Here is a 21,025-nt window from a genome sequence, read left to right as displayed (position 1 = left end):
AAAACAAATCGCTTAATCCTTTAGAAAATTAGGAAACTGCCATTGAAACGTTCTTTGTTTCACTGACGATTTGTCTATTTTATAAGGATTGATTTGTATAGCTAGCTATGTTAAAACTTGATTGGTACAGCTTATGGCAATTCCTAAGGGCGTCACAAACATTGGATTCGAAGGTTTGTACGTTGGAATTCCTGTCACTTTTTCAATGATTGTTTCAATATTTTTGAGACAAGCAGTGCCACCGACTAAATAGATTCCTTCAACATGGTATCCTTGTGTTTGCTGGATGATAATAGAAGAAATTTTCTCAATGACTGGTTTTAAACTAGGTAACAGCTCATCGTGGTTCTTTTCATTTCGCTTGTATGTTTCAGCCGCTTCGAATGGAAACTTATAAGCCCCAGCAATCACTAAAGATAAATGTGTACCGCCTGTCGCCTCATCCGCTACTTTGACCACTTGTCCATTTTCTACAATTGAAATTCCGGTTGTTCCACCACCGATGTCTACAACTGCGCCATCTGTTATGTTCAATAATTGATTTGCAGCTGTTGGTTCATCCAACAAGTTTGTCAATTCAAACCCTGCGCTTTGTATCACATTTTTGATTGCTCCACCATCTAATTCATCTGTACCAGGGGGCAATGAGGCTGCGGCATAAACTAATTCTGTCTCTAATTTTCGTTCTACTTCTTCTTTAAGCTCTCTAACCAGTTCAACTGCCCCAATGTAATCCACGACCATACCATCACGCACAACATCCGCATATCGATAAGCACCTGCTACTGGTTTATAGTTTTCATCTAAAACAGCTAACACCACACAGGCTGTCCCTAAATCAATGCCAGTATAATAGGTTTTCGAATCATGTCTTTTGGGCTTTTTTATGACTTTTTCAAACTCCGCAACAAATTGATTACACGCTTTCATTGATTGTCTTTTCATCTGTTTCTCCTACTAATTGTTTCTTTAGTTCAATGATTGTTTGACTCGCTTTTATAAGTAACTGACTATATTGGGGATAGTCAACTTGAATCAGATGGATAATACCATAAACTCTCTTTAATTTGATCAATAACAACCCTTGCTCACTAAACATATGGACCGCTTCCAATCGAAATTCTTCTATTTCTTTTAAAATAGGTTCGCTATCAGAACTGTCTTTCCCTAAAGAAAGCATCAGTATTTTTTCTAAGTCGATGATTTTTTGACTGACACTCAATTGCTGTTTCATCGCTATTAAAGCCGCTTCTAAGAGTTCAGAGGATAATACTTCTTTATAACCATTTAATGACGTTAATGATTGTTTGGCTGCCTCCGTATTCTCTTTCCATTCAGCTTCTGAGACAATTCGAATTTTTTTATCCAAAAGAAATTGCTTTGCTCCAGGTGTTAATCGTACTTGATCCTTTAAACAAAATTGCGTAAATGCCTCTTTTTGATATGTTGTTCTGAGTTCATGTTCCGTCACAAAGTGCATTAGTAACCACCTCTTAACAACCTCTTATATAATTGTTCTAACTCTTGGAGACTTGGTTTTCTTGGATTGGTGATCGTACATTTATCATCCATTGCTTTTGCTGCCATTTCTGGGATTGCCGCTAAAAATTCCTCTGAATCAATGCCATGATCCGTTATCAAAGGTGATATTTCTAATTGTTTCAATTGTCGATTCACACCGTTGATCATGGCATGAACGGTAGCTTTAGCAGTTCCAGCTTGAAATCCTAAGCTTTTCGCAATTCTTTGATAAGTAACTAAACTAGGAATTTCATTTTCTAATTCTAAACCAGCGTTGTATCGAATGACGTGAGGCAGTAACAGAGCATTTGCTCGACCATGTGGGATATGAAACTGGCCGCCTAGCGCATGTGCTAAACTATGACAAATTCCCAGTGATGCTTCACTAAACGCAATACCAGCCAAACAAGATGCATTGTGGACTTGTTCTCGAAGAGCTAGGTTTTCTCCATCATTGACGACAGGAACTAAGTCCTTCCAAATCATTTGCAAGGCTTTTTCACTAACCGCATCTGTAAAATCAGTCGCATCTGTTGACGCTAACGCTTCCATGCAGTGAGTAAATACATCAAAGCCTGTGTCTGTCGTAACATCCTTAGGCACACTCACCGTCAATACTGGATCTAGGATCGCTAAATCGGGTACCATTTGCTCATCTACTAGCGCATATTTACTATTTTTTTTTGGATCAGAAATGACTGCAAAAGACGTTACTTCACTACCGGTACCACTTGTAGTCGGGATACAAATAAGTTGTACTGAGGCATCCTTTTCAGCAGTTCGATACATATGACGAATCACTTTCGCCGCATCCATCGCTGAACCACCACCTAACGCAATGATCCCGTCAGGACTTAGATTAATAGCTGCTAATAAGCCTTTGGTCACCACGTCAATTGTTGGATCAGGTATAATTTCTGAAAAAATGGTACAGCCAACATTCTTATCTTTTAACAACTGTTCTATTTTTTGGGCTAAACCATTTTCTAACATGAATGGGTCACAAATAATCAAAACACTTTTGAGGGATAGTGTTTGAATTGTTGACAATGCATCAATCCCTGTAATGATTTTTGTACCCATTTTAAACTGTTTTAACATTTTCAGTCCTCCTTTCCGCTAATTTCTTCGACAAACGTCTCTATTTCTTCTTGATTTAAATGGAGGAAAAACTGCTGATTCGTACACCCGATTTCTTCCAATATTTTTTCAGCAGTTCCTCGTTCCTCCAATTTGTTTTCGTTCGTTTCATAGAGTGCAACACCTATGACAGGCACTCTTAGCACACAAGCAAAGTTAGGTGGATACGTCTTTTTTATACTTGGAATTGGAACTAAAAAGAGCGCTTTGCTTGCTTTTTGCTGTAACGAAATAATATGTTTGTGCATCCACGGGCTTTCCAGATAAGCACTTGGAACAATAATCGTTTCATCCGTAAAAGAGATATTTGCGACTTTGCGAATCGGCTGATTAGGTTGTTCAATGGCTTCAGCAATCAGAATATTATGTTTTTGATTAGGTCCAATAATGAGAATTCGTTTTTTCATGTTTTACTCACTGAAACAATGTCATAATTCAATTTTTCTTTCAAAATTGTGACAACGGCTTTTAAAGCGACTTCCACACTTTGAACATCTCCACTAAGCAAAACAGATCCCGTAAATCGATCCAAAAATCCAACCTCAACGCCAGCGCTTTTCCCAGCAACATCAGCGGCAATAATTGCTGCTTCCACTGGTGAAATCGTTAAAATGCCAATCGCCCCTTGCGCGTCAATCCCTAATGATTCATAGATTTCTGGAATTGGTGATGCAATAACATGTGCTAGTGTTACTTGTTTTCCAGGAACTGACTCTTCAATCACTCGTTTAGGCGCATTCTCTTCCATACTAGGACATCCTTTCTAATGACGGACAACTCGAACAGGAAATGCATACTCTTTGATCCAGCCTTCAATACGATCTAAGTCAGTCTCTGAAAGAGAAGGATCACCCTCTACTGGATAGTCCATCCCCAATTGTCCATATTTATTCACACCCAATTTATGATAGGGTAATAAATCAATCCCTAAAAAATTGGGATACTCTTTGTATGGAAGTAAAAAATCAATGATTTGTTTAATTTCCTCATAGCTATCGTTAATCATTTTTAGCATTGGCATCCGAATCTGAACTTGGTAGCCAGCTTTTAACACTTCTTGTAGGTTTTCTAAAATTTTTTCATTGCTGATCCCCGTTAACTCATTGTGTCGAACAGGGTCCATATGTTTCAAATCAAATAAAAACAAATTGATATATTCAGCCATCTGCATTAAGCGATCCATTCGGGAATGACCGCATGTCTCAACAGCGGTATTGATACCATCAGCGCGACATGCCTTTAGTAAGGCTAAAGCCGCTTCTGGTTGTGCTGTACATTCGCCACCACTGAGTGTTACACCGCCGCCTGATTGTTCATAAAATGCATCGTCTTCATGAATGACTTCCATCAATTCAGAAATGGTTTTGATTTCACCCGTAATATTTAGAGCAGCCATTGGACAAACATCCACGCACGCGCGACAGCCATTACAGGCAATATCGCGACGTACTTGATGATGATCATTCTCATCCATGTAATGAATTCCCATCGGACAAACTTCTACACACGCACGACAATCACTACAAACGCTCTCTTTATACATTACTTGAAATTTGCGTTCAAGCCCTTCTGGATTGGCACACCATTGACAACGCAATGGACAGCCTTTGAAGAACACAATCGTACGAATACCTGGTCCATCATATAAACTATATTTTTGTACATTAAAAATCATCGCTTGTCGTTCAATTGTCGTTGCGTTTTGGGTCATCATTTTTCATCTCCTGCTCTTAAAACTTCGTTAACATTGTTCGGCTGATGATTTCATCTTGAACATCCTGACATAATTCAACAAAGAAGGCACTATAGCCTGCTACTCTAACGATTAAATCACGATATTGTTCAGGGTGTCTTTGCGCTTCTAACAATGTTTCATTATCTAAATAGTTAAACTGCATTTCACCATTGCCTAAAATGCTGGCTGTTTTTAACAGCGTAATCAAACTTTCTTCGCCTTCTGGTGTATCCAATAATCCGTTCATAATCTTGAAATTATGCACCATTCCCATGTTCATCGTATCGTTTGCCATTTTGGAAATAGATTTCACGATGGCAGTTGGGCCTTTAAAATCAGCTCCTTGCGATGGGCTAATACCATCTGACAATGGAATCCATGCTTTTCGTCCATTTGCCGAAGCACCTGTCATTTGACCAAGTGGCGTATTATTTGAAATCGATAATGTCCCGTGACATAGCTCTGAATATAACGTTTTATATTGACGGTGTTCTGCTTCGGTAAAGTGGATCAACTCTGCCGCAATTAAATCGGCATAATCATCGTCGTTCCCATATTTTGGTGCATTTAAACAATCCGTACGAATTTGCTCATAGCCAACAAAGTCAGCTTTTAATGCGCGATTTAATTCTTCTAATGTGTATTTTTTTTCATCGAAAACGAGTTTTTTGATTGCTGCCATTGAGTCTGCATACGTAGCTAAACCTGACCAAACAACTCCTGGTCCAAAGTTATACATTGCTCCGCCACTTGAAACGTCTTTACCACTTTCCATACAGCCCTCATACATCAATGACATTAATGGTTTCGGTGCTAAATCACGATGGACTCGTTGTGTAATGACCGTTGCAACTGATGACCATTTCGTAATATATTTGATTTGTTCTTTAACGGCTTCTTCAAATTGCTCATATGTTTTAAATTGAGCAATATCACCCAGGTCTGGACAAACTTCTTTGCCATACCATAGAGGAACACCGCGGTTCAAGACTAGTTCGATACAAATCGGCCATTGCGTGTAAGCAGTTGAAGTCCATTGGTACAAACGACCTGCTTTTTGTGGCTCAACACATCCCATTAAGCAATAATCACGTGCATCTTCGATCGATACCCCTTTTGCCAACATCATTTTGATATGAGTATCGTCAAAGTGACAAGCTGGGAAACCAATCCCGGCACGTACCACCTCTACAATTTTTTTCAAGTACTCTCTTGATGAGCGGTTATGGATCCGACAAGCTAATGATGGCTGATAAACTTTTACATGACGAACTGCATCCATTAATAGATACGTTAATTTATTGGTTGCGTCATGCCCTTCACGTGTCACACCACCAACACACATATTTACGAACGGTTGGTAACCAGCAAAGAATTTAGAACCTCCTTCACTTGTGATCCACATCATTTCAGACATTTTAATCAGCATGCAACCTGCTAATTCGAACGCTTCAAATTCATTCATTTTTCCTTTTTCTAAATCATTTTTGAAAAATGGATACATGTATTGATCGACACGTCCAATTGACATGCCCGTTTGGTTTTCTTCCACTACTAGTAAAGATTCAATCGTCCAGACCGCTTGAATCGCTTCCCAGAATGTTTCAGGTTTATGTGCTGGTACTTTTGCATTGATTTCAGAAATTTTTTGCAATTCTGCTTTTCGTTTTGGATTCGTTTCTTTTTGAGCCAATTGAGCAGCGTATTCAGACATCCGACGTGCGTAAATCATGACCCCTTCTGTCGTATCGATCAATGATTTATAGAAATAGATTTTTTGAATATCATCGGGATTTTCGTAGTTTAGTTTTTCTAAATGTTCTTTGGCTTCTTTTTGAATATCCAGCATGCCTTTTTTCATTAAAATGACATCATATCCTGGATTGGAGTCGCCACCGCCATTTAGCTGGTGATAAGAACAGTCGGAAACAAAAGACTCTCCAGATAATTCCCAAACACCTGCTTCACGGAATTGGTCCTCACAATATTCATCAATTGATTTCCCTTTCCAAAACGGAAACAGTTCTTCACGCATAATTTTTTTGTCTTCATCTGAAATAAAGAACGGATCTTGCGGACGACTTGAAATTGTTTCAATTTCTTCTTCCATCCAACGCCAAGCAATATCAGGTGAAAAGGCGCCGGCACGTGGTGCGCCGTTTGGTGCGCCTACGATCAACTCATTATCTTGGATAACAAGTGGTGCTGTTTCACAGCAACGTTTAAATGATTTTGCTCTTAAAACATTTTTGGGCATCCCTGGATTTTCTCTTGCGAGTTCAGTGATCACTCTCGCACGATGTGTTGTGATTGTAGGAATTTGTGTTAGGTAATTTTTCTTTAAAGCATCTAAACGAGTTGTGATCCCATTTGGAATAGTAGAATCATTATCTGCTGCAAAGCCACCGCTGGTTGAGCTAGTACTTGTTGTATCATCTGCGACCGTTGCAAACATCTTCATTAAGGCAGTACGTTCTTCTGAACTTAACTCTTTTGTCGCTTCGGCTAATTTTTCCGAAAATTCTTTAATATCCATTTTAATTCCCTCACTTTACAACAATTTATTTTTCCATTATTTTTTTTAAGATTTTTTCTAACGCTTCTGTCTCTAAGTTTACGTCTGGTTCATTTGTTCTATCTTCAATAATTCCATCAAGTGGGTAGCTGATTTCTCGAATATATGTTAAATCTTTAGCCGTAATATTTTTTGCACTGATCCCTTTACCCGTTGTAAAACCACCCAGAATAACTGATACAGGTAAAGTTGATTCCAATCCCATACTTGCCCTAGTCGCCGCCGCATTCACTATCATACGACCAACAGGTTTCTTTAAGGCAAATTCTTTCAGCACTGACTTATTATGAGAATGGATCGCTAACGTATGCCCATTATTTTTTTCCTTCAATAACCGAATCGATTTTTCACAAGCATGCATCCAATCCGGTTCTAAATAAAAGGCTAAAACTGGACACTTCATTTCATTAGCAAAAGGGTCTTCGTCGTGCATATACTGTTGCTCCGAAACCAATAGTTTTGTTGTGGGTGCTACATTTATTTTTGCTTCTTTGGCTAGCCAAAGGGCATCTTTGCCAATACACAAAGGATTTATTTGATTATTTTTTGGCTGTAACAATGCTAGCAAATGCGCTTCTTCTTCTTTTAATAAAAAATGTGCACCATACTGCTGTAACAATTCTTTCACTTCAGATGCGATGACACCTTCGGCAATTAAATACTGTTCTGCTGCAGGTAATAATCCACAATCATAGGAACGACTCTCTATGATTGCTTTGACAGCTTGTGTTAGGTTTGCTGAACGTTCGATAAAAACAGGTATAGCACCCGATCCGCCATAAATGACCGGCTGTTGGTAATTGGCTGCGTTGATATAGTTTTGATTACCAATAGCTAAAATCATTGAACTATGCGGACTCGTTAATAATTCCTTTACTCCATTTTCTGTAATAGAACTGAGGCATGCCAAACATCCTTTTGGTAACCCATTTTGTTCACAAATCTCTCTGACCTTTTGAAAAACGAGCTGTGTTGTTTTTTGAGACTTCGCATGTGGAATAAGTATCATTGCATTCCCTGATTTTATTCCAATCGTTAAACTGTAGAGCGTATTTAAGGTCGCGCTTTCGGCTGGTAATAGAACTGGGATCACCCCTAATGGGACCCCGACTTGTAGAATATTCCCCGCTGAATCTTCTACACTATTTCCAACACAAACCTGCTGATCCAACTCTTTAGATAACGCTCTCATAAATTCAACGATCAATCGTTCTTTATCGTTGTAATTCCCCATACCGGTTTCTTCTATTTCGCTTGCCAAAAATCGACTAATGTCAGGTTCAATCTCTTTAAGAAGTTGATTGACGATTTTATCAAGATTTTTTTGCTCATATTCTTTTATTAGCTGTTGTGCATCACGAGCTGTTTCAGCTAAAATTCGTGCTTCTTGGATGGATAGCAAATCTTCATCTACGTAGTGCATCTATCCTGCATCTCCCTCCTCAATCGGTAAAAGATTACTTAATTGATAACGATCGATCATTTTATTTAAATCCCCGTGAGGGCTTGCAATCACAACTGAGCTGTAGACTTTCGCCCCTAATTTCTCGACAGCTGTAATCCCCGCTTCAACAGCGGACTGACATGCCGAAACATCTCCTTGCACAATGACAGAAATGTATCCTGAGGCAACATTTTCATACCCAACCAACTCAACATTTGCAGCTTTGCACATTGCATCACAAGCCTCTAGTACAAAAACTAAGCCAAATGTTTCAATTGCACCAATTGCTTCATACGTCTTCACTTCTCTTCCTCCTTATACTAGCTATCTATATCATGAACTGAAACAATATCACCAACATATGAAATTGGTCGAGGCATCACATTATGTGCTGTTAAATTGCCAATCTCCTCCGCCGCCTTAGCTCCTGCTGCAACAGAGGCTTCAACAGCCGCTATATCTCCTTTGATCATGATTGTAACTAAAGTAGAGCCAATATTTTCATAAGAAATCAGTTCGACATTTGCAGCTTTTAACATCTCATCAGCAGCTTTTAATGCTGGAACAAGTCCAATCGTTTCAACTAATCCTAACGCCTCTTCGCCACGATATCTCAATGTATTTCCTCCTTATACTGAACGATATTTTTTATCGACATATTTATCAACGGTTGTCATACCATCGTTTGTAATTTTGTAATAAATAACCAATTTGTCATTGTCATCTAAATCATAGCTCGTTAATTCGACTAACCCATTGGCCTCCAAAGCCATCATATGTTCTAAATACAATTTCTCATTAAACTGTTTTTCATGCCCATATTGTGCTTTTAGTTTCTCCATGATTTGAGTAACATCTCTCTCTTTTTGATCATACATTTGATTTAAAACAGCCGTTCTACTAGGCAAAAGCATCCTACTCTTCCCCCTTTTTAAATAAGTCCAATGGATTCATCGTTACTAAGATCGCACCGATCACAATAATAACTGAACCTATCACCATTGTTGGTGTTAATGTCTGTCCTAAGAAAATAACACTAAACAGCACACCCCAAAAGGCATACGTAACATTCAAAGACATGCCAATCGCTGTACCAACCATCGCATTGGCTTTGTACCATGTTAAAAACGAAACTGCAGCGCTTAATCCTGATAAAACTAACCACAAGACAGGTGTTACGGCTGCTAGAGTGCCAAATAGTAAATTAAATGCACCAACAGCTGGAACAACAATGATCAAAACAACGAGCCCTGAGATCAATTGACGTAAATTGACAGCAACATCCGTATCGATCATCGCTCCCCCAAAACTTGAAAAGACACCTTCTAACCCCCAAGCAATCGCTGCAATAAGTGCACAGATAATTCCTAATGTAAAATTGGGTGCTCCTTCTGGTTTCACTAAATTAATAGTGATAGCCCCAGCTACGACAACGACCATTCCTAATACGATTCGTGCCGTTGGTTTTTGCTTAAGAAAAATCCAAGAAAATAAAGCGCCAAACAAACTACATGTCGCTGAAATAGGAATCGCATACGCTCCAGCCATTGCTAATCCAACAAGATAGGCACCATTAGCAATTGGTCCTCCCAAAAGAAAACCAATCACTAACAATTTACCTGGCTTAGTCTGAAGTGTTCTCGTTAGTTCTTTCAATCTGCCGTGTTTTGCGTTATAAAATAAAAGAAATATTCCTGCAAAAAAATCATTTAAACCAGAACAGACAAACGGTGCCGCTAAAAATCCTGCTGCACTAATAAGTGGGTCATAACCACTTGCTACAACAACAAGTGTTGAATAGATGCCATACGTAATCCCTGAAATAATCCCATTACTGATTCCTTTCACTCGAAATCCCTTTTTAGCGTCCTCCATCTTAACATCTGCACTTACACAAGAAATATTTTTTCCACTTTCCATGTCTATTTCCCCTTAATCATTATTTTCAATTATCTATTTGGTAGAATACCTTCTACTTCACTATGTGGACGCGGGATTACATGAACTGATAATAATTCACCAACACGTTCTGCAGCTGCCGCCCCGGCATCCGTTGCGGCTTTAACAGCACCTACATCGCCTCTAACCATTACAGTTACAATGCCGCCACCCACAAATTCTTTTCCGATCAGTGAAACATTTGCTGCTTTTACCATCGCATCTGCCGCTTCGATTGATCCGATCATTCCTTTTGTTTCCACCATTCCTAATGCATCATGTTTCATGTTGTTCTTCCTCTCATTTTTGATTTAAAAAACGCTTTCTTTTTGACAAATTTATACTATTGGATACCCCTAAGGGCGTAGTCAATCTATTTTTTATTTTTTTTTTGGTATGTAACACAGTTTACTCTGTACTAGTACAGAAGGGATTCTTAATTGGATTTTCTAATTGAGAATCATTGAGAAAAACAGCGCTAAATTGGCTCTTTAATAAGAGCTGATAATTATTATTATTCTAATTCGTACTTTTAGTAAGCATTTTTTTGTAATACACTACATGATCATTTTTTCACATGAAGAAACACTTGCTGTTCTCCAATCATGCCATTACGTACTCTCTTTCGAATAGACTGAAAAATAAATAACGATTCCATGTATTGAAAAACCACTATTGAAAGCTTTATTGAATCTTTTAATAACGCCTAAAAAGGTTCCCCTTTAGGGGAACCTTTTGTATTTCCTTACAAAAAAAAGGAGTCACAATCCAAATGGATCGCTTACTCCTCCTCTAGCCTAACATCTAATTTTTTCGGCTGGTATCAATAGTTCAACAACAAACTTATCGACATTCATAGTCGACCAATAATCAATGACATACCGTTGAAACACTTCGTTTTTACAGCGGTAATGATTTGCTTTTGCCCACGCTTTCATTTTTTTATATTGTTGACCGATATTGGCCAAATCACCGATATGATAGCTAGATAAAAACATCTGTCCACCAATCATTCTCTTTGGCATATTCATATTTTGCGCATGAATTGGCTTTTGCATGATCATCATTTTTGAACAGTGAAAGTCCTCTTCTCCACAATCTTCAAACCGTAAAATAACTGGTCCTGTGATTGCACATTGTTGTTCTTCTAAATAGTTTACCCAAGGAATATTGATGACGGCATCCATATAATTTTGACTAAATTCTTGCTCTAAAAATACATAGTTTTCTTGCTCGAAGTATTTAACATTGACACTTCGCATGCTATTTTCGCTCGCAATCGTTCCTTCTCTAATCAAACCCAACCAATCTGATACAGCAGTAAAACTATCAAAAATTCGTTGCTCTTCAAGTTTTAGTTCTTCTAGCTTCGTCAAAAACATCGTTTCGTGATAAAAATAATCCCCTGACTGTTGAACCCCTTTCATTTCCTGTAATTTAAACCCCATTTGTTTATAATACTTGATTACAGGTATGCTGTTCATTGTTTCTTCCGTATAGTACCGATAACCATTATCCAGACTGACATGATCCGGTTTCAACAAGCCTAGTTGCTCATAAAAACGTAACGTTTTGCGGGAAACATTACATAATTTAGCAACTTCACCAATAGAGTACATTTGATTAGTCTTTTTAGATAGTTTAGTAGTATTCATTAGACATCTCCATTACTCGCAACCACTTATATTATTGAGAATATCTACACAATTGTCAAGTGAATTTCAAGGTTATTGGTGTTTTCTTTTTTATAAACTCATCATCACTATCGTTAATTGTACTGATACAATTTGTGAAACTAGCCTATTTAGTTAATGTAAAAAAGATATAGCTATTGACGATCCCATATCTATTCCTTTCTTTCACTCTTTTTAGATACGTAATGTGCTACTAATAAAAAAATCAATCGATTGATAGGGACGCCTAAGTAGATAATTTCCTTTTCCGCCAATCCGTGTTAAGAACGACATAGCAGTTTCTTTATAGGTCATCACTTTTTCTCCTTCATAATTAGCCAAATTCTAAGCAAAAGATAGACAGAAACTAAATAAACACTCATCAGAATTAAACTCCATCTGTTGAAAAATGCTTTATTTAGGTCCTGCCTGCATTAACAGTCACATGCCTATTATTAATTATTCTAAAGATATTATTTTTTGGGGAAACGTAACCATATAAAGTAATTTACACTCTAATTATATACTTATAAACACATTGATTCAGATTATTCAAATGTACAACACATAATTCAAATCTTAATTCAACGAGGTCTTGCCAAGTAAGCTGCTAAAACCTCGTTAAATTGATCACTAAAAAATAATTTAGTTATTTTAAATAGTTATTCAATATTTTCTTATAAATATATGTTATTATTTTCACTTCGTAACATCCCAGTCATAAACCCAGGTTTGCCATCCATTTGCAGCTTCCGAATAAACTAACAATGTATTCCCATTTCTCGTTTTGACTAAAAATGATCGAGTTGTTTTATTCTCAATAACGATTGCATCACCATTTACCCAATGCGTAGCAGATGCTTTAAGTTTTACATAATCGCCTCGTTTGAATTGATTATTTGGAGCTTTCTCGGCTTCTGAAACTTTGATCCAACCATGAATTGTTGCATCTTCTTGTGATTGGATGCGAATTGTATTGTCCCTATTTCTTTGTAAAACATTATATACGCTATTGTATTCATTCAACTTGATCGTCACGTTTGAACTGACTCCTTTGTAATTTTTCCATTTCGTTGCAAATTGTCCAAACGTGACTTTTTCATTTGCTTGAATATTATTTGGATTACCATACGAGCCCGTTTTACTTACTTTAAATTTACTTACTAAAATACAGTCCCAATCATATGTCCAAACTTCCCATCCACCTGCAGAATCAGCGTATAAAAGCAATTGGTTCCCTTTACGTGCTTTTACATGGAATGTACGTGTCGTTTTGTTATCAATATTGATCGCATTTCCATTGACCCAATGACTTGCTTGTGGGCGAAGTTTTACAACATCATTTCGTTCAATACTGTTGTTTGAAGAAAGTTGAATATCTCGTTCATAAACATTTCCCCCCCATGAATTATCCATCATGCGAATATAAATTGTACCATCATCATTTAAGCGATTTACTCGGAAATTTCGAACCATACTGAAAAAACCAATTTTTGTACCACCTACCCAATTCGTTGCGATGTTAGTAAAGGTCACAATTTCCCCTATCTTAAATTTTTTAGAAGGTGTTGGTTTTGGTGGGCGTGTGGCAGTTGCTGATCTGTATACTGTAATCGGTGGTTGACCATTCGTAATCCAAATATTATTATGCGGATTTGTTGTAATACCGTTATATCCAAAGTTACAGTGAAGAATATTTGCTGAACTATCAACAAAAATCCCAGTATGTCCGTATTCCCCACCAGATGCTCCCCGAGTTCCCCAAATAAAAATATCTCCTCTTTGCACTTCAAAAACACCATTTGTCTTTGGAATTTGTTTCCAATTATTTCGTTCTAAATCACCAAACAAGGTATCTGTATTTCCCATACTTCCATCAGGTAAAAAACCACCAGCTCTTAGCGAAAAGTAAACTGCTGAACTACAATCATAACTATTCGGTCCTAGACGACTGGTCATACTGTAAGAAACCTTTCCTTCTCTATCTTTCATCCATTTAATCATTGTTTCAATATTTCACATTATTAATTCCTCCTGTTTCAAATTAGTTAACGGCGCCATTAACTCGATTACATTTTAACGAACTTAAAGAGTTAAAAACCATCCATTTACTCCTAAACATCTGTCTAAATACTTTCTTATTACTTTTTTGAATTTTTAAATCTTAAAAAGTAAATGAATATAAAAAAGAGCTAATCAATCATGAAAATTTCACAACAATTGATCCAGCTCAAACAGCAACATTCAACTTTATCGAGGCATATAAAAAGACAAAACTCTACTACATTTCAGTTATAAAAAAATGATCTACAAACTTAATGCCAGCAAAAACTGGAAGTACAACAAATCCACCAAATGTTTGAAATAAAACTAGTTCTAAAAAACTAATTAGCTCTGAACCGAGATTCAAAACATATAACGCTGTAAGAGTGTCTAAAAATCGCACGTCTCGATGGACTCACATGTTAAATTTTGAAGGAAATATATTTAAACTGTTCAGTGTCTTCTTTCGATTTAAAAATGTCTGGACGACGTCAGCGAATAGATAATAGATACCTGATTGACTTAATAACTTAACTACCCAACCTTAATTATCGTCCACTCCACCTTGGTCGGGAAAACTACTATCAATCCCAATAAAGCTTTTCACTTCATTTGGATACTCATTGATATAAGCAAGTGAATAAACACCAGAAATAGAATGTCCTACTAAGTGATACGAGCTGATATTCAACTGCTTCAACGCCTGATGAAGCTCACTCGTTACATTCTCAATTGAACGTACTTTATCCGTATCATCACTTAACCCATAGCCGAAGGGTTCCACCACCACGACCTGATATACTTTTGATAACTCATTCACTAGTGGTTGAAAATCAAGTACAGGAGAAGCTGTTAGATAACCTGGCAGTAATACCATTGTTTCTTCACCTTTTCCAGTCACTTGAACACGTAAAGATTTGTTATCTACTTTCACTTCTTGACCATAAGGAATAATTTTTTTAGATTCTTTTTTTAGTTGGATTTTATTGTTTGCGTAAATTCCGATAAAAACAAGAAGCACGATTACTACTAAACTTCCGACTAAAATACCGAAAATCTTCACTATTTTTTTCATCTACATTCCTCAAATCTGTTAGTTTTTCAAAAAATTGCTTGTTTCTTTTACGATTGTTTCCATTTGTGTGTGGTGTAAATAATGAGCACCTGATAGTTGAATCAATTCGCCTTTATCTAAACCATTCACTTGATCTTGATGCATCTCAAGCCATTTTTTTTGATTCCTATCATTATCTGCCACAAATAATAAAACTGGCATATTTTTAGGATAGGTTAAGCCACGAGAATCCGAGAAGCTGTTACTTAATTCTTGAAGCTCATCTTTCATCGCAGGACTACTCATGTTCTTCATTGTCAATAACTTGATCTGTTCAAAGTCAGGATTATCTTGACTCACGCCTAACCCCTTCTCTGGATTAACTTTAATTAATGCTCGAAAGACGCCTGCTGTTTTTAAGAAGTCAAAGACGGTCATATCAATACCAGGCCACGGCTGTTCTGGTGTACTGGAATCAATTCCCACAAAACCTTCCATTTAAAATACTACTTTTATATAGATTATGATAAGATAAGTTAGCCTTGCCATTAAAAGGTTTCTACTCAAATTTATTAATATAAATACACATAGTATTATTTACAAATACAGACAAATGCACAGACAAAAACCACCATGCCATATAGATGATTTTTTCAACAAACTAAGTCGAAATTTTCTACCTAGCTCTATTCATCAATAAACGGACTTTTCCGCCAATCAAACTCAACTCACTGACTATTTGTCATGCAGTTATCCGAACCTCGTTACTAATAGTAACTTGCCTAAAGTAACGAATCGTGACTTTTGACGAGACCTCTTTTCATGCCCTGGCGTTTCGTTAGGTCGCCGTTTCAAAGCAACAAGGTAACATTTTGATACTCTGTTTATAAGGTCTGTCCAATTCTGGACACATCTTTTCTAGCACAAGGGAAAAGTCCCTTAACCTAATCAATAGGCTTAAAACTCAATTTATTATCATAGTATCCACTCAACCAAATTTTTGGCCAAGTGATTAATCAGCCGACTTTTCGGCTCATTAAGTTTTACTCTATTTTTTTTAAACATGTTTCATTTGTAAATTCGGTAATTGATACTTTTAAAAATCAGTATAATTTTAAATGTTAACACATTATGAGCTTTCGGTTTAATGTTTACGTTTTGTTTGATATACTTATTTAGAAATTTAATTTAGGAGGATCGACATGAAAAAAGTGGTTTACGGGTTCATTTTTATTGCTGTATTCGGACTTACAGCGTGTGGAAATGATAAAAAAGAAACTTCTTCTAGTAGTAAAGTAGAACAATCGGAATCTAGAGTAAAGAATTCGGAAAGTTCATCTAGTGCAGAAGTGGAAGAAAGCTCAAAAAAAGAAGTAAAGGTTTCCGGTACGTCTCATGAGAAAACTGTTATAGTCTCTGAAAATATTGATCCTGCGGAATATGTTGATGGCAATAAAAACAATGGGTTACAATCTTCTGATTTTTATTCAAATTTTAAAAATTTAAATATATCTTCTACTGACCCAAAAATTAAGGAAATCGCAAAAATCGTAGCAGATGATATGGTAGAAAGTGCAACTATGAGCATAGGAAATACTTCACCATTTACTATAAAAGTATTTGCTAGCGACAATTCCGAGACCCCTGTTTGTGAAATTAGTGGAAATTTGAATGATTTCGATCCTAGTGAAGTTACGTCAGTAACCTATCCTCTTTTGAACGAATAAATAATAAGCGGAAACCTAGAATAATTCTGGTTTTTTTCTTTTTTAAGGTGTCAGAGTTTTCTTTATCCCCTTTATAAATATGGAAGATTTCTTGTCTTTATAGCTTCGAATTGCACTAACTCCAATAAAAAAGGTAGCCGAATTTTCGACTACCCTCGAATATTTAAAACTGACCGCCCAATTGACTTTGAATGAATACACGACAGATAACTTGTGCTTCAATCCGTGCAAGTCTGTTCGGTTTTATTTGGATTGTATGGTTTCCTCTGGCAATCTTACCATTACTGGTCTTGCGTAAATGATCTACTAAATTAAGCCTTTGTTGAGTTGTATCGTGTTGAGGAAGTACTTTCCCATCTACAATGATATCAACACTGCTTGCACTATTCGGAGCTTCGTATATCCCCCATTCGAGAGGATGTGTATGGTCTGGTAACGTGACTTGATGCGTATGTGCTGGAATAGTTACCTTATGCGAATGTTTTGGAATATTAATACTAAAGTTGTGAGTATGGTTTGGTATATTCACGTTATGAGAATGAGCTGGTGTTGATACTGTGTGTGAATGTTCCCCACTCTCTTCTTTAGTATAAATAGGTCGATTCGAACCATCTAATTGTAAAAGTGCACCGCTTCCAGCCTCATATCGAACATTTGGCTGAATTGGTCCAGATGCATTAGACGGTGTAAACATTAGATGTCTATGCTTTCCACCAGCACTACTTGTTTGCGTACTTTTACCATCTACCGTACTTGTCGCTGTGCTTCCGCCTCCACCAGAAGTAGTTGAACCCGTAGAATAATTACCGCCATCAGTACTCGTTTGAGTGCCAGCACCACCAGCAGAAGTAGACTGTACTCTTGCACCTCCGCCTTTGACAGCTTTAGTGTATCCTCGATATCTTTTCGTTTTAAACGTCAATTCAACCGTGTTCACATGAAATACATCGTCATCCAAGTAAAACTCTATAATCGCTGGATATGCTGACTCACAATTATCTTGATAGCTGTAGTTCAGAATATTAGTGGCACCTTGAGAATAGGTTTCGTTGATTTCTTGTTTCCTACCAAGATCAGACATGGTCGTGTTGATATCACCTTTTAAATTACCGATTTCTAAGTCAAGTTTTTGAGGTTGACCAAATACATCAGATTTCGCTTCTTTTTTTATTCTTAAATTAACGGAACCATAGTCATTTGTATTAATCATAACTACTGATCCTTGGCGTAGTTTATCAATTTCGAGGGGTTTATCTGTCAGTTTGATTAAATCCGCAGCGGTTACTGACCAGCTAACTTTAGGTTCTCCCCATTTTTTCAGCATGGCTTGAGCGTTGTCTTTTAGAGCCTGAGGAATAGTAAACCGTTGATCTACCCATACATATTCGACTAGACCATATTTTTGAATGGAAGCTTTATCCTCCACATAAGACACGTTGTTATTAACTGATTTTATATTAATTTGATTTACACCTTCGCCAGAACCTAATGGATACACACGATTGACAAGACTGTTAGGATCCACCTTGATTTCAAAGCCTTCCATATTATACCCTTCTTGTATCCGACAGATTGGCTCTGTTTTTGGTCTGACCAGTGATAACTCAAAGGGGTAAACTTGGGTGTTCCATTCCCATATATAATCTTCATCAAAGGCTTTTGGAATACTAAATAGAGCATCGGCTAGTCCATTTTCATTTTCCCAAGCGTATGAGAAATAGCGAGTAAACTCACATTTTTTTAATACCCAATGCTTTACTTTTTGTTGTGCTAATACGTAATTGATCACATCAACAGTCTTTTTATTGACTAATTCATGGTAACCAAAAAGGACGCTATCGAGAAGTGTCCCTAAAACATGATAAGCAGTGTAGTGGATCGTATAGTTACTTCGGTCCTTCTTTATTTCAGAAGGCATGATTCTATACAAACCAATGTATTCATTTTCGTTGTCCGTAAGCTCTACCCATTGCAACGCTTGAATTTGTTCGTTTTTCGGATCATCAATCGGCATTGTAAATTCAATACTCCCGATCTCATTCTCTATTTTCTCATAACTAACTTTTGTTGCATTTTCTAGAATAGCAGTGTATTCACGTTTTAAATCCATTGTCATTAGCATCTATTTTCCCCCTCTCCTATTCGTATTCCTCTTGTGATTTTTCAGCCTTTTCAGTTAAAGCTTTGTCCAATTCATCAACCTGTTGGTTATATTTTGCCGAAAATTCTTCATCAGACTTCATTTTTTTGTCGTGTTGTGCTTCTAACCATTTCAAATGCAGCATGATGTCATAATCACCACGAGTGGCATTAAAGCGATCATTCGTATTATCGTTATAACGTTCTCTTAAGTATTTAAAACGGTGAGTGATATCATAATCGGGGCTATTTGGAATAACTCGGCTATCAAAATCAGTATACGTATAGCTTTCATTCTTTTGCTGTTTATGAACGTCCTGCAACTGATCCATAGCTTGACTTGATGTTTGCGTTCTGACTAAGCCGTCCATTTCTTTTACCGCTTCATTTAAGTCTGCTTGCAGTTCAATGGTATCTGCTTTTAGTTCTGCAGCTCTGCCAACTCTGGAAAGACCCAACGTTGTATATCCGCTATTGTTATCACTTGGAACATATAACAATGTGCTAGCTGGTAAAGGCTTATCAATTAATTGTAATTGTGCCAGTTCGCTAACCGCTTCTTGATAGGCTACATCGTTTGTGTACGGTTCTTTAACAGTTGTTAGGATAGCTTTAGCCCTGGACTTGATGGAACTATCGTTCCATTTATGCGACATGATCTTCTTTAATTCGTATTCAGTGAACTCACGATCTTTCTCTTGAAGCATCGCCTTAACTTGCAATTCGCCTAAATTAGATAGAGACATGTCGAAATCTTGTCGTCTAAGAATTTCTTCTTGTGGGTTTTCATATTTATTTCGTGTCTTTTTATATGAACTCTTGATTTTTTCCATTTGGGAGTTGAGACGCTTTTTCTCTGTTTCGACAAATGATTGCAATTTAACGAACGTTGCTTCCGCCATTAGGTTTGCAGTATCTCGAATCCGTTCTTCCTTAGAATCGAACCTATGCAATATTTTTACTTGCTCTAGCCCATCTGCTAATTCTTTAATAATTTTTTTATACTCTGGTTGGTACATAAATGAAAATGTTCTTTTCTTCATTGTCAATTCTCCTTTAGTTAATTATTTGAATAGATGCATGTTCTCTTTAATCATTTGTTGGCGCTTGTTTGAATCTTTGATTTTCATAATACTTTTTTTAGTAACCTGTTCGTCCTCTGTACCATAATTAGTAAAAAAGCCTAGTTCTTCTTTCAACTGATTGTTTTCAGTCTCGGCTTGCTCTAATTCTTGTAGCCTGTTCTTTAAGCTTTGGTTTTCTTCTAATAGATTAAAATTTTCATCAGTTAATGACATATCGTTATATCCTTTCTGTTTTTTTGTTACAACGTTACGATTGAAAAGGAGCGTTACCATTGAAACATTGATAAATCAACAAAAATCCGTGTCTTGTTTCGTGTTGTTTCGTGTTTGTTTTGAAATTCGTAACAACTCTATTTCTCTAAACGCTTTACCTAGAATCGCTCGTTCTTCAAAGCTATCTAGTTTATCAAGCGTGATTTTTTTCAGCTTATCAAGGTTGCTTTTAGCTTCCTCTTGTTCTATTTGGTCGTGGTAGTCAAGGACAAACGCTCCTAGCTTTCGCTCTATCCGCTTCAATTCGTTCTGCACAACGTCTACAGGTCGATTGAATATTTTCGCTACCTCTTCAAACGGAACGGGCTTAAACGTGCTGTAATCGCCTAACAGCTCGTCAAAGTTACACCCCTGTGTTGATTTGTAATACCGTTCAGCTAACCAGTTTACTTCCTCTGGTTCTAATTGCTTTAGTCCTTTGAAAAAGGTTAATGCTGACACTTTGGCATAATGCTGTAGCTCCTGGATATGACTCTCATAATAGCGCCAATGTCTAAGCTTGAATTTAGCTCGTTGCAACTCTCTTTGATACCTCACCATGATTACACCCCCACCGCTTTAAGTAATCGATCAATATTGCCCATGAAGTCATTCTCAACTAGTTCAACAGGTTCTACATATTCCGTTTTCGTACAAAAGCACATTACTATAGCTTGGCTTATTTCCTCTATTTCTTCA

The 21,025-nt window shown here is 37.0% G+C and carries 22 protein-coding genes; 1 reads left to right on the top strand and 21 read right to left on the bottom strand.

Features of this window, described 5'->3' with window-relative positions:
• Positions 1-105: 105 nt before the first annotated feature.
• The 17 genes from eutJ to IGJ34_RS05685 form a co-directional block, all read right to left on the bottom strand.
• The gene (gene eutJ, locus IGJ34_RS05765; protein WP_430598347.1) at positions 106-945 is read right to left on the bottom strand and encodes an ethanolamine utilization protein EutJ; all 840 of its coding nucleotides are present in this window, start codon (positions 943-945) and stop codon (positions 106-108) included.
• Positions 917-1,480, bottom strand: a complete 564-nt coding sequence (locus IGJ34_RS05760) for a hypothetical protein (RefSeq protein ID WP_430598346.1) — start codon at positions 1,478-1,480, stop codon at positions 917-919. Before IGJ34_RS05760 ends, eutJ begins: the two co-directional genes overlap by 29 nt.
• Entirely contained in the window at positions 1,480-2,622 is a 1,143-nt protein-coding gene (locus IGJ34_RS05755; protein WP_430598345.1) for a 1-propanol dehydrogenase PduQ, read from the bottom strand. The genes IGJ34_RS05760 and IGJ34_RS05755 overlap by 1 nt, the downstream gene beginning before the upstream one ends.
• Positions 2,623-2,624: 2 nt before the next feature.
• On the bottom strand, positions 2,625-3,068 hold the full coding sequence (locus IGJ34_RS05750) for a EutP/PduV family microcompartment system protein (RefSeq protein ID WP_206848756.1): 444 nt from the start codon (positions 3,066-3,068) through the stop codon (positions 2,625-2,627).
• The gene (locus IGJ34_RS05745; protein ID WP_069654589.1) at positions 3,065-3,409 is read right to left on the bottom strand and encodes a BMC domain-containing protein; all 345 of its coding nucleotides are present in this window, start codon (positions 3,407-3,409) and stop codon (positions 3,065-3,067) included. Before IGJ34_RS05745 ends, IGJ34_RS05750 begins: the two co-directional genes overlap by 4 nt.
• Positions 3,410-3,424: 15 nt before the next feature.
• Positions 3,425-4,375 (bottom strand): choline TMA-lyase-activating enzyme, encoded by a 951-nt coding sequence (cutD, locus tag IGJ34_RS05740; RefSeq protein WP_430598344.1) that lies wholly within the window; start codon positions 4,373-4,375, stop codon positions 3,425-3,427.
• A 16-nt stretch (positions 4,376-4,391) separates the two neighbouring features.
• Positions 4,392-6,932, bottom strand: coding sequence for a choline trimethylamine-lyase (gene cutC / locus IGJ34_RS05735; RefSeq protein WP_430598343.1), 2,541 nt, complete (start codon positions 6,930-6,932; stop codon positions 4,392-4,394).
• A 25-nt stretch (positions 6,933-6,957) separates the two neighbouring features.
• Entirely contained in the window at positions 6,958-8,394 is a 1,437-nt protein-coding gene (locus IGJ34_RS05730) for an aldehyde dehydrogenase family protein (RefSeq protein ID WP_430598342.1), read from the bottom strand.
• Positions 8,395-8,718, bottom strand: a complete 324-nt coding sequence (locus tag IGJ34_RS05725; RefSeq protein ID WP_069654593.1) for a BMC domain-containing protein — start codon at positions 8,716-8,718, stop codon at positions 8,395-8,397.
• A 17-nt stretch (positions 8,719-8,735) separates the two neighbouring features.
• The gene (locus IGJ34_RS05720) at positions 8,736-9,032 is read right to left on the bottom strand and encodes a BMC domain-containing protein (RefSeq protein ID WP_430598341.1); all 297 of its coding nucleotides are present in this window, start codon (positions 9,030-9,032) and stop codon (positions 8,736-8,738) included.
• Between the two features lie 12 nt (positions 9,033-9,044).
• Positions 9,045-9,329: a hypothetical protein gene (locus IGJ34_RS05715; protein ID WP_430598340.1), complete on the bottom strand. Its 285-nt coding sequence runs from the start codon at positions 9,327-9,329 to the stop codon at positions 9,045-9,047.
• A 1-nt stretch (position 9,330) separates the two neighbouring features.
• The gene (locus IGJ34_RS05710; protein ID WP_069654596.1) at positions 9,331-10,335 is read right to left on the bottom strand and encodes a DMT family transporter; all 1,005 of its coding nucleotides are present in this window, start codon (positions 10,333-10,335) and stop codon (positions 9,331-9,333) included.
• Between the two features lie 29 nt (positions 10,336-10,364).
• The gene (locus IGJ34_RS05705) at positions 10,365-10,640 is read right to left on the bottom strand and encodes a BMC domain-containing protein (protein ID WP_069654597.1); all 276 of its coding nucleotides are present in this window, start codon (positions 10,638-10,640) and stop codon (positions 10,365-10,367) included.
• Between the two features lie 510 nt (positions 10,641-11,150).
• Complete coding sequence (locus IGJ34_RS05700; protein ID WP_430598339.1) at positions 11,151-12,008, bottom strand: MerR family transcriptional regulator; 858 nt, start codon at positions 12,006-12,008, stop codon at positions 11,151-11,153.
• 717 nt (positions 12,009-12,725) lie between these two features.
• Complete coding sequence (locus IGJ34_RS05695) at positions 12,726-14,030, bottom strand: peptidoglycan amidohydrolase family protein (protein ID WP_430598338.1); 1,305 nt, start codon at positions 14,028-14,030, stop codon at positions 12,726-12,728.
• A gap of 583 nt (positions 14,031-14,613) precedes the next feature.
• Positions 14,614-15,144, bottom strand: a complete 531-nt coding sequence (locus tag IGJ34_RS05690; protein ID WP_430598337.1) for an alpha/beta fold hydrolase — start codon at positions 15,142-15,144, stop codon at positions 14,614-14,616.
• Positions 15,145-15,162: 18 nt separating this feature from the next.
• A complete protein-coding gene (locus tag IGJ34_RS05685) occupies positions 15,163-15,621 on the bottom strand; it encodes a hypothetical protein (RefSeq protein WP_430598336.1) in 459 nt (152 codons plus the stop codon).
• Positions 15,622-16,325: 704 nt separating this feature from the next.
• On the opposite strand from IGJ34_RS05685, the gene IGJ34_RS05680 reads away from it, so the two are divergent.
• Positions 16,326-16,850 (top strand): hypothetical protein, encoded by a 525-nt coding sequence (locus IGJ34_RS05680; protein ID WP_430598335.1) that lies wholly within the window; start codon positions 16,326-16,328, stop codon positions 16,848-16,850.
• A gap of 163 nt (positions 16,851-17,013) precedes the next feature.
• On the opposite strand, the gene IGJ34_RS05675 is transcribed toward IGJ34_RS05680, so the two are convergent.
• From IGJ34_RS05675 to IGJ34_RS05660, 4 genes are all read right to left on the bottom strand, one after another.
• Entirely contained in the window at positions 17,014-18,972 is a 1,959-nt protein-coding gene (locus tag IGJ34_RS05675; RefSeq protein WP_430598334.1) for a phage tail spike protein, read from the bottom strand.
• A gap of 16 nt (positions 18,973-18,988) precedes the next feature.
• Positions 18,989-20,032, bottom strand: coding sequence for a hypothetical protein (locus tag IGJ34_RS05670; protein ID WP_430598333.1), 1,044 nt, complete (start codon positions 20,030-20,032; stop codon positions 18,989-18,991).
• A gap of 21 nt (positions 20,033-20,053) precedes the next feature.
• Positions 20,054-20,287: a hypothetical protein gene (locus IGJ34_RS05665; protein ID WP_430598332.1), complete on the bottom strand. Its 234-nt coding sequence runs from the start codon at positions 20,285-20,287 to the stop codon at positions 20,054-20,056.
• 75 nt (positions 20,288-20,362) lie between these two features.
• Positions 20,363-20,887 carry a hypothetical protein gene (locus IGJ34_RS05660; protein WP_430598331.1) on the bottom strand — a complete coding sequence of 175 codons (525 nt, stop codon included), beginning with the start codon at positions 20,885-20,887 and terminating at the stop codon, positions 20,363-20,365.
• Between the last annotated feature and the right edge of the window lie 138 nt (positions 20,888-21,025).

The sequence above is a fragment of the Enterococcus sp. AZ177 genome (assembly GCF_050544585.1).
GTDB classification, from domain to species: Bacteria; Bacillota; Bacilli; order Lactobacillales; family Enterococcaceae; genus Enterococcus_L; species Enterococcus_L plantarum.
Note: the sequence above shows the minus strand (reverse complement) of the source record. Positions and strands in the feature narration are given on the sequence as shown.

Coding starts and splice junctions, on each gene's coding strand:
- IGJ34_RS05705 (WP_069654597.1), bottom strand. CDS start 10,640: ATGAAACATGATGCATTAGGAATGGTGGAAACAAAAGGAATGATCGGA.
- IGJ34_RS05690 (WP_430598337.1), bottom strand. CDS start 15,144: ATGAAAAAAATAGTGAAGATTTTCGGTATTTTAGTCGGAAGTTTAGTA.
- IGJ34_RS05710 (WP_069654596.1), bottom strand. CDS start 10,335: ATGGAAAGTGGAAAAAATATTTCTTGTGTAAGTGCAGATGTTAAGATG.
- IGJ34_RS05665 (WP_430598332.1), bottom strand. CDS start 20,287: ATGTCATTAACTGATGAAAATTTTAATCTATTAGAAGAAAACCAAAGC.
- IGJ34_RS05730 (WP_430598342.1), bottom strand. CDS start 8,394: ATGCACTACGTAGATGAAGATTTGCTATCCATCCAAGAAGCACGAATT.
- IGJ34_RS05755 (WP_430598345.1), bottom strand. CDS start 2,622: ATGTTAAAACAGTTTAAAATGGGTACAAAAATCATTACAGGGATTGAT.
- IGJ34_RS05675 (WP_430598334.1), bottom strand. CDS start 18,972: ATGCTAATGACAATGGATTTAAAACGTGAATACACTGCTATTCTAGAA.
- IGJ34_RS05685 (WP_430598336.1), bottom strand. CDS start 15,621: ATGGAAGGTTTTGTGGGAATTGATTCCAGTACACCAGAACAGCCGTGG.
- IGJ34_RS05715 (WP_430598340.1), bottom strand. CDS start 9,329: ATGCTTTTGCCTAGTAGAACGGCTGTTTTAAATCAAATGTATGATCAA.
- cutD (WP_430598344.1), bottom strand. CDS start 4,375: ATGATGACCCAAAACGCAACGACAATTGAACGACAAGCGATGATTTTT.
- IGJ34_RS05745 (WP_069654589.1), bottom strand. CDS start 3,409: ATGGAAGAGAATGCGCCTAAACGAGTGATTGAAGAGTCAGTTCCTGGA.
- IGJ34_RS05660 (WP_430598331.1), bottom strand. CDS start 20,887: ATGGTGAGGTATCAAAGAGAGTTGCAACGAGCTAAATTCAAGCTTAGA.
- IGJ34_RS05695 (WP_430598338.1), bottom strand. CDS start 14,030: ATGATTAAATGGATGAAAGATAGAGAAGGAAAGGTTTCTTACAGTATG.
- IGJ34_RS05680 (WP_430598335.1), top strand. CDS start 16,326: ATGAAAAAAGTGGTTTACGGGTTCATTTTTATTGCTGTATTCGGACTT.
- cutC (WP_430598343.1), bottom strand. CDS start 6,932: ATGGATATTAAAGAATTTTCGGAAAAATTAGCCGAAGCGACAAAAGAG.
- IGJ34_RS05670 (WP_430598333.1), bottom strand. CDS start 20,032: ATGAAGAAAAGAACATTTTCATTTATGTACCAACCAGAGTATAAAAAA.
- IGJ34_RS05760 (WP_430598346.1), bottom strand. CDS start 1,480: ATGCACTTTGTGACGGAACATGAACTCAGAACAACATATCAAAAAGAG.
- eutJ (WP_430598347.1), bottom strand. CDS start 945: ATGAAAAGACAATCAATGAAAGCGTGTAATCAATTTGTTGCGGAGTTT.
- IGJ34_RS05750 (WP_206848756.1), bottom strand. CDS start 3,068: ATGAAAAAACGAATTCTCATTATTGGACCTAATCAAAAACATAATATT.
- IGJ34_RS05700 (WP_430598339.1), bottom strand. CDS start 12,008: ATGAATACTACTAAACTATCTAAAAAGACTAATCAAATGTACTCTATT.